Below are 11,405 nucleotides of genomic sequence, written 5' to 3'. Positions count from 1 at the left end.
CGGACGAGGCTCGCCGCCGCACCGTCGCCGCCCAGCCCGGTTTCCGCCCTGCGGCCCCGCACTCCCTCCACCTGACCTAGGGGACCACCATGCACCCTGCCCGCCTGAGAACCACCACCGCCGCCGCCGTCGGCATGGTCGCCGCCCTGCTCCTCACCTCGGCGTGCTCCTCCAGCCCCAACGCGGGCAACGACAAGGCCGGCCGGAGCGGGGGCGTCCTGAACATCGGCGTAGTCACCGGGCCGCAGACCGAGAACAACAACCCGTACCTGAACACCGCCTCGTCCCTCCTCGCCGGCTACGGCAACGTCATGTTCGAGACCCTGGCACTGGTCAACCCCATCCAGCCCGCCGAGAAGCCCAAGGCCTGGCTGGCCGCCGACTGGGCCTGGTCGCCGGACTACCGCACCATCACCCTCACCGCCCGCGACGGCGTCACCTGGTCCGACGGCAAGCCCTTCGGCGCCGAGGACATCGCCTTCAGCTTCGAGCTGATGAAGAAGTTCCCCGCCCTCAACGGCGCCGGCGTCCCCTACAAGGACGTCAAGACCGACGGGGACAAGGTCGTCCTGGGCTTCGACGCCCCGCAGTTCGTCAACGAGTCCAACATCCTGTCGCTCTTCGTCGTGCCCAAGCACGTCTGGGCCTCCCAGGCCGACCCGACCACCTTCACCAACCCCGACCCGGTCGTCACCGGCCCGTACGTGCTGGACCGCTTCGCACCGCAGAGCATCGCGCTCAAGCGGCGCGACAACTACTGGCAGGAAGCCCCCAGGGTCACCGAACTGCGCTACACCGCCTACAACGACAACACGGGCCTCACCACCGCCCTCACCAGCGGCGCCGTCGAGTGGGGCTGGGCCCCGCTCCCGGACATCAAGGGCCTCTACCTCAGCAAGGACCCGGAGCACAACCACGGCTGGTTCCCGGCCTCCCTCGGCGCCAACGGCCTGTGGCTGAACACCGAGCGCGGCCCCTTCAAGGACAAGGCCCTGCGCCAGGCCGCCAACCTGGTCACCGACCGGAACCTCATCGCGACCCAGGGCCAGTACGGGCTCGTCCCGCCCATCGAGAGCCCCACCGGCATCCCGCTGCCGGCCGGGGTGAGCTTCCTGTCGCCGGAGTACCAGTCCGCCAAGCTCACCGTCGACCCGGACAAGGCCAAGAAGATCCTTACCGACGCCGGCTACACCTACCGCGGCAACGACCTAGTCGACCCCTCGGGCAAGCCGGTCGAGGTCACCCTCACCGACCCGGCCGGCTGGGCCGACTACCTGGCCGACCTGGACATCATCAAGTCGGGCCTGGAGAAGATCGGCGTCAAGGCCACCATCAAGACCCAGTCCGCCGACTCCTGGAGCCAGGCCTTCAACACCGGCGACTTCGACGCCACCATGCACTGGACCAACGGCGGCGCCAGCCCCTACGACATGTACGCCAACATCATGAACGGCGCCGCCTACAAGCCGCTGGGCACCAGCGCCCAGAACAACCAGGGCCGCTACCGCGACGCCGAGGTCGACGCCGCGCTGAACACCTACGCCACCGCCACCAGCCCGGCCGCCCGCAGCGCCGCCCTGGCCGTCGTGGAGCGCCACATGGCCGAGGACGTCCCGGCGATCCTCACCCACGCCAACGCCGTCGGCGGCGAGTACAGCACCAAGCACTGGGTGGGCTGGCCGAGCGAGAACGACCCGTACGCCCCGCCGCAGCCCACCCAGCGGGCCGCGCTGGACGTGGTGCTGCACCTGCGCCCCGCCTCCTGAACCCGGCCGGCGGCGGCCGGGCCGGTCCGCCGCCGACCGCCCAGCACCCTGCACGGGCGCGCCCCTGACAGCGCGCCCGTGCAGGGGTTCCCACCCACTCCGTCCCCTCTGAAGGAAGCACCCCGCATGGCCAGCCCGCCGCAGACCAGCCAGGCACCGCAGTCCGGTGTCCTCGAAGCCTCCAGGATCACCAAGCACTACCCCGTCCGCCGGACCGCGAGGAACCTGGCGAGGCGCCGGCCGGAGGTCGTGCACGCCGTCGACGAGGTCGACCTGGCGCTGCGCGCCGGCGAGGTCACCGCCCTGGTCGGCGAGTCCGGTTCCGGGAAGTCCACCGTCGCCCGCCTGCTGGCCGGCCTCGAACCGGTGACCGACGGCCGGATCGGGCTGCGCGGGGAGCCGGTCGTCCTGCGCGGCCACCGGGCCTTCCGCCGGTACTGCGCCGAGGTGCAGCTGATCCTCCAGGACCCCTTCGCCTCGCTCAACCCCGTGCACACCGTCCGCTACACCCTCACCCGGGCGCTGCGCCTGCACCGGGGCGCCCTGCGCGGCCCGGAGCTGGAGGAGGCCCTGGCCGAGCTGCTCGCCCAGGTGCACCTGACCCCGGCCGACCGCTACCTCGACGTCCACCCGCACGAGCTGTCCGGCGGGCAGCGCCAGCGGGTGGCGATCGCCCGCGCCCTCGCCGCCCGCCCCGCGGTGCTGCTGGCCGACGAACCGGTGTCCATGCTGGACGTCTCCATCCGGCTCGGCGTGCTCAACCTGCTGCGCGACCTCAAGGAGCGCCTGGGCCTCGCCGTCCTCTACATCACCCACGACATCGCCTCCGCCCGCTACTTCGCCACCACCACCTCGGTGATGTACGCGGGCCGGATGGTCGAGGGCGGCGACAGCGAGACCGTCACCCAGCGCCCCGCCCACCCCTACACCCGGCTGCTGATCGCCTCCGCACCGGACCCCGACCGCGCCGCCGCCCCGGGCCCGGACGGCGAACGCGCCGACGGGGCACCGGACTTCGAGGAGGCCGAGCACGAGAGGGCCGGCGAGCCGCCCAGCCTGCTCGCCCCGCCCGACGGCTGCCGCTTCCATCCCCGCTGCCCGGCGGCCCTGGAGCGCTGCCGCACCCAGCTGCCGCCCCGCTTCGAACTCGGCGGCGGCCACTGGGCCGCGTGCTGGCTGTACGACGGCGAGGGCGCCGCCGCCCCGGCCCCGGCCGCCGGCCACACGGGACGGCCCGCCCGGGACACCGCGGAGGCGACGGCGTGAAGTTCCTGCTCAAGCGCGTCCTGTTCTACCTGTTCACCGCCTGGGCCGCGATCACGGTCAACTTCCTGCTGCCGCGCCTGCTGCCGGGCGACCCGGTGCAGGCCCTGCTCGACCGCTACCAGGGCCGGCTCAGCACCGACGCCGTCCACTCGCTGACCGTGCTCTTCGGCCTCGACAGCCACGAGAGCCTGTGGTCCCAGTACCTGCACTACTGGGACCGGCTGCTCCACTTCGACCTGGGCATCAGCTTCACGTACTTCCCCACCCCGGTCTCCGAGGTCATCGGCAGCGCCCTGCCCTGGACCCTGGGCCTGGTCGGCGTCACCACCCTGCTCAGCTTCCTCATCGGCACCGGGGCCGGCGTCCTCGCCGGCTGGCGCCGCGGCTCCTGGGCCGACGCGCTGCTGCCCGTGAGCAGCTTCGTCTCCTCGGTGCCGTACTTCTGGGTGGGCCTGCTGTCGATCTCGCTGTTCGCCGTCAAGTGGCCGTTCTTCCCCGCCGCCGGCGGCTACGACGCCACGTACGTGCCCGCCTTCGACGCCTACTTCGTGCCCAGCGTGCTCCACCACGCCTTCCTGCCCGCGGTGACCACGATCATCACCGCGATGTCCGGCTGGATCCTCGGCATGCGCAACATGATGGTCACCGTCGCCGCCGAGGACTACGTCACCGTCGCGCACGCCAAGGGCCTGTCCGACCGCCGGGTCATGCTGCGCTACGCCGCCCGCAACGCGGTGCTGCCCAGCGTCTCCGGCTTCGCCCTCTCGCTCGGGTTCCTGGTGGGCGGCACGCTGCTGGTGGAGGTCGTCTTCTCCTACCCCGGCACCGGCTACCTGCTGTTCCAGGCCGTCGCGGCCAAGGACTACCCGCTGATGCAGGGGGTCTTCCTGATCATCACGCTCGCCGTGCTCGCCGCCAACCTGGTCGCCGACGCCGTCTACACGTTCCTCGACCCGCGCACCCGCAGGGAGGGCTGACATGCCGCGCGCACTCGCCTCCGTGAAGACCAGGGTCGGCCTGGCGCTCCTGACGCTGTTCGCCCTGATGGCGCTCGTCGGCCCGTGGATCGCCCCGTACGACCCGTCCGCCCACCTCGTCGGCGGCCTGCGGCCGCCCTCCGCCGAGCACTGGCTCGGCACCACCCAGACCGGCCAGGACGTGCTCTCCCAGATCCTGGTCGGCACCCGGGGCGTGCTGCTGGTCGGCTTCCTGTCCGCGCTGGTCTCCACCGTCCTCGGCGCACTGGTCGGCATCACCGCGGGCTACCTCGGCGGCGTCGTCGACGAGTGCCTGTCGATGCTCGGCAACGTCTTCCTGGTGATGCCGGGCGGGCCGCTGCTCATCATCGTCGCCTCCCTGCTGCCCGACACCGGCTACGTCGTGATCGCCCTCGTCCTCGGGCTCACCGGCTGGGCCTGGGGCGCCCGGGTGCTGCGCGCCCAGACCCTGTCGCTGCGCCGCCGCGACTACGTGGTGGCGGCCCGGGCCGTGGGCGAGCCCACCTGGCGGATCATCGTCTTCGAGATCCTGCCCAACCTGTCGGCGGTGATCGCCTCCGGCTTCGTCGGCAGCGTCGTCTACGGCGTCACGTCGCTGATCACCCTGTCGTTCGTCGGCGTCATCGACGTCTCCCAGTGGAACTGGGGCTCCATCCTGTTCTGGGCGCAGAGCCACCAGGCCCTCGCCCAGGGCGCCTGGTGGTGGTTCGTCCCGGCCGGCCTGTGCATCGCCCTGCTCGGCACCGCGCTCGCCCTGGTCAACTTCGGTCTGGACGAGCTCACCAACCCCCGGCTGCGCGCCCAGCGCGCCCTGCCGGTCCGCCGTCGCGGCGGCCTCTCCCGCCGGGACGTCCACCGGGCCCGGATGCGGGTCGGCTTCACCGCCGTCCTGCCCGCGGCTCCCGCGCCGGCCGGGCCGCCCACCGGGGCCGGGAGCGCCGTGGAGCTGACGGCCGCGGACTTCGCCCCGCTCGCGCCGAGCACCCCCGAACCACCGCGCGGCGCCCCCGTCCCGGCCCCGGCGGCCGCGCTGAGCAAGGAGAACGCGTGATGAGCACCGCCTCCCGCACCGCCACCACCCGCACCGCCGCGGAACCCGGCCGCCGCGAACCGGTCCTGGAGATCCGCGACCTCACGGTCGGCTACGGCGCCGGCCCGGACGCCGTCACCGCCGTCCACGGCGTGGACCTCGTCCTGCACCGCGGCGAGGTCCTGGGCCTGGCCGGGGAGAGCGGCAGCGGCAAGTCCACCCTGGTGTACGGGGCGACCCGGCTGCTGCCCCCGCCCGGCGTGGTCACCGGCGGTCGGGTGCTGTACCACCGGCGGGGCGGCGCGGAGCCGGTCGACGTGCTGCGGCTGTCCGACGCCGAACTGCGCGCCTTCCGCTGGAACGAGACCTCGGTGGTCTTCCAGGGCGCGATGAACTCGCTCAACCCGGTCGACCGGGTCCTCGGCCAGTTCGACGACGCCCTGCGCGCCCACCGCCCGGACAGCACCCGCGCCGAGCGCCGCGAGCGCGCGGCCGAGCTGCTGCGGTTGGTCGGCATCAACCCCGACCGGCTCGCCGCCTACCCGCACCAGCTGTCCGGCGGCATGCGCCAACGCGTCATGATCGCGATGGCGCTGGTCCTGGAACCCGACGTCGTGGTCATGGACGAACCCACCACCGCCCTCGACGTGGTGATGCAGCGCCACATCCTGCGCCAGCTGAGCTCGCTGCGCGACCGGTTCGGCTTCGCCGTCGTCTTCGTCACCCACGACCTGTCGCTGCTCGTCGAGTTCGCCGACCGGATCGCCGTCATGTACGGCGGACGCCTCGTCGAGCAGGCCGACGCCCGGGACCTCTACCGCGCCCCGCGCCACCCCTACAGCCACGGCCTGCTCAACTCCTTCCCCTCGCTGCGGGGCGAGGTACGCGAGCTCACCGGCATCCCCGGCTCGCCGCCGGACCTGCGCCGCCCGCCGTCCGGCTGCGTGCTGCACCCGCGCTGCGCGCACGCCATGAAGGTCTGCGCCGCGCACCGCCCGCCGCTCGCCACGGCCCCCGTCGACGCCGGCCGCGTCCGCGAGGTCGCCTGCTGGCTGCACCACCCGATGGCCGCCGTGCCCGCCCACCTGGCGTCCGCGCCGGTGACGGCCGGTCCGGCCAGCCCCACCGCCCCTACCACCGACGGAGTCTCGTGAAGACCGCCCCCGTGGCCACCGCACGCACCGACGAGCCGCCCCGCGCCGGGGCCGGCCCGGTCCCCGACGACCTGCCCCGCCCCTCCCCCGGGCCCGCCCTGCACGCCCGCCTCCCCGCGGGCTTCCTGTGGGGCGTGGCCACCTCGTCCTACCAGATCGAGGGCGCCGCCGCCGAGGACGGCCGCGGCCCCTCGATCTGGGACACCTTCTGCCGGGTCCCCGGCGCGGTCGCCGACGGCGACCACGGGGACGTGGCCTGCGACCACTACCACCGCGTGCCCGAGGACGTCGCCCTGATCGCCGGGCTGGGCGTGGACGCCTACCGCTTCTCGATCGCCTGGCCGCGCGTCCAGCCGGACGGCCGGGGCCGGGTCGAACCGCGCGGCCTCGCCTTCTACGACCGCCTGGTCGACGAGTTGCTCGCCCGCGGCGTCGACCCCTGGGTCACCCTCTACCACTGGGACCTCCCGCAGCCCCTGGAGGACGCCGGCGGCTGGCCCGCGCGCGACACCGCCCACCGCTTCGCCGACTACGCGGAGCTGGTCCACGACGCGCTCGGCGACCGGGTGAAGTACTGGACCACGCTCAACGAACCGTGGTGCTCGTCCTTCCTCGGCTACGCCGAGGGCCTGCACGCCCCCGGCCGGCGCGACATGAACGACGCGCTCGCCGCCGCCCACCACCTGCTGCTGGGCCACGGGTTGGCCGCGGACCGGCTGCGCGCGGCGGCCCGGGGGCCGATGACCCTCGGCATCACGCTCAACCTCGCCGACCACACGGCCGCCGGCGACTCCGCGGCCGACCTGGCCGCGCTCCGCCGCGCCGACGGACTGTTCAACCGGATCTTCCTAGACCCGCTGCTGCGCGGCTCCTACCCGCAGGACCTGCTGGACGACCTGGCCGCCCGCGGCCTGCGGGTGCCGGTGCGCGACGGCGACCTGGCGATCGTCTCCCGGCCGCTGGACGTGCTGGGCGTCAACTACTACAACCACCAGATCTACGCGGCCGACCCGGCCACCGCCGACGAGCCCACCTACAGCGCCGGCACCCGCGTCGTCGAGGCGGCGGGCGAGCGCACCGCGATGGGATGGCCGATCCAGCCCGAGGGCCTGACCCGGCTGCTGCTGCGGCTGGATCGCGAGTACCCGGGCACCCCGCTGGTGGTCACCGAGAACGGGGCGGCCTACGACGACCCGGGGACCGCGCCCGGCGACGGCCGGGTGCGCGACGAGCGGCGGGTGGCCTACTTCGACGACCACCTGGAGGCACTGGCCCGGGCCGTCGAGGGCGGCGCCGACGTCCGGGGCTACTTCGCCTGGTCGCTGATGGACAACTTCGAGTGGGCCGAGGGCTACCGCCGCCGGTTCGGGCTGGTGCACGTCGACTACGCCACCCAGCGGCGGACGCCGAAGGACAGCGCCCTGTGGTACCGCAGGCTGCTCGCCGAGCGCTGAACGGCGCGGCGGGGCCGCACATCGGGGAGGAGCAAGGCGGTGCCACCGCTCACGGCGGTGGCACCGCCTTCCGCGCTGTCCGGGTGCCCGGCGGGGAACGGGCGCGTCCGCGCCCCGAACCGTGCGCGCCCGCGGCGGTCACCGCGCCGGTCCGGGTCCACCGCAGGGCGGGCGGGCCGTCGAGGCCGTCGGCGCCACGCCCGTCGACCGGTGGCCGCGCCCGAGGGACGCGGCGCGCGGCCGACCTGCCGGGAGCACGCGAAGGCCGGCGGCGCGGTGGCGCCGCCGGCCTTCGACGGTGTCGTGCTGCCGGCACGGGGGCGGTGCCGGGGCGCGGTCCGTGCTCGGCCCCCCCGCCCGGGAGGGCTCAGCCGTCGGCGGCCCCGGTCCAGTCGAGCAGCAGCCCGGTCAGGTCGGCGGGGCGCGCCCGCACCAGCCGGTAGGCCGCCTCGGCGTCCCCCGCCGGGAAGCGGTGGCTGACCAGGGAGGAGGTGTTCATCGTGCCGCGTTCCAGGTAGCGGAAGAACAGTTCGCCCATCCGCAGGTTGTTCCACGGGTCGCGGTCGTCGGCGGCGAACTCGCCGTGCATGTCGTGCGCTCCGACCACGCTCAGCCCGTTGGTGATCAGCGCCGGGGTGAGGTGCTGGGCGGACGGCGTGCCCGAGTCGCCCAGCAGCACCAGCCGCCCGAAGCGGCGCACGGCGTGCTGCGCGGCGGCGAACACCGGCGCGGCGCCGGTCACGTCGTACACCACGTCGGCGCCCTCGCCCCCGGTCGCCCGCCGGACGGCGGCGGCGGCTTCGTCGGCCGGCAGGGCCAGGCCGACGGTGGCGCCGTTGGCCACCGCCAGGTCCACCCGGCCCGGGACGGGGTCGACCGCGAAGACTTCGGCCGCCCCGGACAACCGGGCGTACTGGACGGCCAGTTGCCCGACCGGCCCGAGGCCGATCACGGCGACCCGGTCGCCGATCCGGTGCTCCGCGCGCCGCACACCGACCTGCGTGATGGTGGCGAGGTGGAACCAGACGGCCTCCTCGTCGGTGACCGCGTCCGGCACCCGGTAGACGTCCTCGTCCGCGGCGACCGCCAGCACCGAGGCGTGCGGCCGGCGCAGCGCCACCCGCTCGCCCACCCGTACCCGGTCGGTGCCGGCGCCGAGTTCCAGCACCGTGCCGACGGCGCTGTAGCCGGGGTGGAAGGGGTAGCGCACCCAGTGGTCCCAGTGGGTGCCCGGTTCGAACAGGCGGCCCAGCACGATCCCTTCGGTGCCCGCGCTGACCAGGGAGGTGTTCACCCGCACGGTGAACTCGCCGGGCCCGGGCCGGGGCGCGGGAGAGCGCTCCAGCCGCACCTCGTCCCGGCCCGTGAAGACCACGGAGAGCACCGTGTTCCCGTCCGCACTCATGAGCGGATTCTCCTTCTGTTGTTCCGATGGGAATTCATGAACGTCACTGGTCCCGGGAGCCGCCGAGGTCCGGTGTCACGCCCGCACGAGGTGCACCATCCGGCTGGCGAACGGCCCGCCCGGCAGGTCGGCGGGCAGGCCCGCCGCCGCCAGCGAACGGCCCGTCGCGACCAGCTCGCCGGGGGCCGAGTCGTCGTGCACCGCGTACGAGGCCGCCGGGTCCAGCCCCGGCAGGCGCAGGGCCGGGAGCACGGCGCGCGGCCGGGTGCCCACCCGCCACTGGAGCAGCACGCCCCCGCAGCCGTCCGGCGCCGCGTACCAGAGCGCCGAACCGCCGACGCCGCGCGGCTGCCCCAGCCGGTACTGCGCGCCGTGCTGCACCAGCGGCCGGACCTCCTTGTACGCGGCCACCAGCGCCGCGGCCTCGGCCAGTTCCGCCCCGGTCCAGCGGGTCAGGTCGCCGCCCAGGCCCAGCACGCCCGCCATCGCGGTGTGGAAGCGGAAGCGGAGCGGAACCGCCCGTCCGGTCAGCGGGTTGGGCGAGTCGGTCACCCAGGAGCTCATCACCGCGGCCGGGTACAGCTGCGAGAAGCCGTGCTGGATCGCCAGCCGGTCCACCGCGTCGGTGTTGTCCGAGGGCCACACCTGGTCGGTGCGGGCCAGCACGGCCAGGTCCACCCGGCCGCCGCCGCTGGAGCAGGACTCGATCCGCAGGTCCGGGTGCGCCGCCCGCAGCCGCTCCAGCACCCGGTGGAGCCCCTCCGCGTGTGCGGTGAACACCCGGCGCCGGTCACGCCCCGGGGCGGGTGAGCCCGCCTCGCTGAAGGAGCGGTTGAAGTCCCACTTGAGGAAGTCCACCGCGTACCGGCGCACCGCGTCGTCCAGCCACCCGAAGGCCCAGTCGGTCACCTCGGGGCGGGAGAAGTCCAGCACCAGCTGGTGGCGCTGCTCGCTGGCGGCGCGGTCGGGCAGGTGCAGCACCCAGTCCGGGTGCGCCCGGTACAGCTCGCTGTCCGGGTTGACCATCTCCGGTTCCACCCACAGGCCGAAGGCCATTCCGAGCGCGTGCACCCGGTCGGCTAGCGGCCGCAGCCCCCGGGGGAAGCGCCGCCGGTGCGGTTCCCAGTCGCCGAGGCCCGCCCGGTCGTCGTCGCGGGCCCCGAACCAGCCGTCGTCGACGACGAACAGCTCCGCCCCGAGCCGGGCGGCCCGCTCGGCCAGCGCGACCTGGTTCTCCTCGGTGACCTCGAAGGCCGTCGCCTCCCAGGAGTTGTACAGCACCGGCCGCAGCTCCCGACCGGCCGGTAGCACGTGCCGGCGCACGTGGGCGTGCCAGGCGCGGCTGCTGCCGCCGAACCCCCGCGCCGAGTACAGGCCGTACGCGGTCGGGGTGACCAGTTCCGTGCCCGGCGCGAGCTCCAGCTCCGCCCCCTCGTGCCCGGCGCCGCCCACCACGCCGCAGCGGCCCTCCGGGGTGCGCTGCACGGTGATCCGCCAACTGCCGCTCGCGGCCAGGGCGACGGACCACACCTCGCCGGTTTCCTCGGTGGCGGTGCCGTCGTCCAGCTGCACCCACGGGTTGCTCTGGTGGCCGGTGTGGCCGCGGCGGCTGGTCAGGGTGGTCTCGCCGCGGTGCAGGCGGGCGCGCTCCAGCAGGAACTCCTCGCTCCAGTTGCCGCCGACCGCGCCCAGCCGGTAGTCGGGGCGCACCGGCAGGGTCCAGTGCGCCGAGCCGTGCCGCACCAGCAGCAGCCGCTCGCCGCTGTCGGACGCGGTGTTGCGGTAGACCGTCCACCGCTCCAGGACGTCGCTGTCCGGGCGCACCCGGTAGTGCAGCTCCCAGGCCAGCGGGCGGGCGGCGTCGACGAGGTGCAGCACCAACTCGGACTCCTCCTCGCCGTTGCGGACCTCGCACCCGACCAGGTTCGGCTCGCACGCCGACGTCCCGTCCGGGTACCTGACCTCGACGGCGGGCACGCCGTAGCGCAGCCCGCCCTCCACCGGCAGTTCCTCGGCGGCGTCCCAGCGGCCCGCCAGGCTGTCGCCGTCCCAGGCGGGCACCGGCAGGGCCGACGCCTCGGCCGGGGAGAGCGCCGCTCCCCAGTGGATCTGGCGTACCGTGCCGGTGGCGGCGTCCAGCCGCAGCACGTAGGAGGTCCGGGGGGTGCTCAGCAGCACGGTTCCCGAGGCGTCGTCCGACTGGATCATCGGTGCTCCACTCGATGGGGCGGTGCGGGCGTTCCCGTACCGCGGGTGATCGATGAGAATGGTGGGAAATTCGGAGGGCGAGCCGGGGGAGCACGGCCGGCCCCGGCAGGTGAACGGAGAGTCC

Annotated in this window: 8 protein-coding genes; 6 read left to right on the top strand and 2 right to left on the bottom strand. The window is 74.4% G+C overall.

The window, feature by feature from the left end; translation table 11 throughout:
• Window positions 1-89: 89 nt before the first annotated feature.
• From ACZ3J7_RS12250 to ACZ3J7_RS12225, 6 genes are all read left to right on the top strand, one after another.
• A complete protein-coding gene (locus tag ACZ3J7_RS12250; protein ID WP_465619580.1) occupies window positions 90-1,766 on the top strand; it encodes an ABC transporter substrate-binding protein in 1,677 nt (558 codons plus the stop codon).
• A 126-nt stretch (window positions 1,767-1,892) separates the two neighbouring features.
• Window positions 1,893-3,032 (top strand): ABC transporter ATP-binding protein, encoded by a 1,140-nt coding sequence (locus ACZ3J7_RS12245; RefSeq protein ID WP_465619578.1) that lies wholly within the window; start codon window positions 1,893-1,895, stop codon window positions 3,030-3,032.
• Window positions 3,029-4,009, top strand: coding sequence for an ABC transporter permease (locus ACZ3J7_RS12240; RefSeq protein WP_465619576.1), 981 nt, complete (start codon window positions 3,029-3,031; stop codon window positions 4,007-4,009). The genes ACZ3J7_RS12245 and ACZ3J7_RS12240 overlap by 4 nt, the downstream gene beginning before the upstream one ends.
• A 1-nt stretch (window position 4,010) precedes the next feature.
• Entirely contained in the window at window positions 4,011-5,081 is a 1,071-nt protein-coding gene (locus tag ACZ3J7_RS12235; RefSeq protein ID WP_465619574.1) for an ABC transporter permease, read from the top strand.
• Entirely contained in the window at window positions 5,081-6,214 is a 1,134-nt protein-coding gene (locus ACZ3J7_RS12230; RefSeq protein WP_465619572.1) for an ABC transporter ATP-binding protein, read from the top strand. Before ACZ3J7_RS12235 ends, ACZ3J7_RS12230 begins: the two co-directional genes overlap by 1 nt.
• A gap of 71 nt (window positions 6,215-6,285) precedes the next feature.
• Window positions 6,286-7,668 carry a GH1 family beta-glucosidase gene (locus ACZ3J7_RS12225; RefSeq protein WP_465619977.1) on the top strand — a complete coding sequence of 461 codons (1,383 nt, stop codon included), beginning with the start codon at window positions 6,286-6,288 and terminating at the stop codon, window positions 7,666-7,668.
• 367 nt (window positions 7,669-8,035) lie between these two features.
• Here ACZ3J7_RS12225 and ACZ3J7_RS12220 read toward each other — a convergent pair whose 3' ends face one another.
• Both ACZ3J7_RS12220 and ACZ3J7_RS12215 read right to left on the bottom strand, forming a co-directional pair.
• Window positions 8,036-9,073 carry a zinc-dependent alcohol dehydrogenase gene (locus ACZ3J7_RS12220; protein ID WP_465619570.1) on the bottom strand — a complete coding sequence of 346 codons (1,038 nt, stop codon included), beginning with the start codon at window positions 9,071-9,073 and terminating at the stop codon, window positions 8,036-8,038.
• A gap of 75 nt (window positions 9,074-9,148) precedes the next feature.
• Window positions 9,149-11,281, bottom strand: a complete 2,133-nt coding sequence (locus tag ACZ3J7_RS12215; RefSeq protein WP_465619568.1) for an alpha-galactosidase — start codon at window positions 11,279-11,281, stop codon at window positions 9,149-9,151.
• Window positions 11,282-11,405 lie beyond the last annotated feature (124 nt).

It is taken from the genome of Kitasatospora sp. NPDC015121 (assembly GCF_055562955.1).
The sequence above is the reverse complement of the archived record's forward strand: the minus strand, read 5'-3'. Positions and strand labels throughout refer to the sequence as shown.

What these genes read in the sequence shown, in the direction of transcription:
- ACZ3J7_RS12250 (WP_465619580.1), top strand. Translation starts at nt 90, where the DNA reads ATGCACCCTGCCCGCCTGAGAACCACCACCGCCGCCGCCGTCGGCATG.
- ACZ3J7_RS12245 (WP_465619578.1), top strand. Translation starts at nt 1,893, where the DNA reads ATGGCCAGCCCGCCGCAGACCAGCCAGGCACCGCAGTCCGGTGTCCTC.
- ACZ3J7_RS12235 (WP_465619574.1), top strand. Translation starts at nt 4,011, where the DNA reads ATGCCGCGCGCACTCGCCTCCGTGAAGACCAGGGTCGGCCTGGCGCTC.
- ACZ3J7_RS12230 (WP_465619572.1), top strand. Translation starts at nt 5,081, where the DNA reads ATGAGCACCGCCTCCCGCACCGCCACCACCCGCACCGCCGCGGAACCC.
- ACZ3J7_RS12220 (WP_465619570.1), bottom strand. Translation starts at nt 9,073, where the DNA reads ATGAGTGCGGACGGGAACACGGTGCTCTCCGTGGTCTTCACGGGCCGG.
- ACZ3J7_RS12215 (WP_465619568.1), bottom strand. Translation starts at nt 11,281, where the DNA reads ATGATCCAGTCGGACGACGCCTCGGGAACCGTGCTGCTGAGCACCCCC.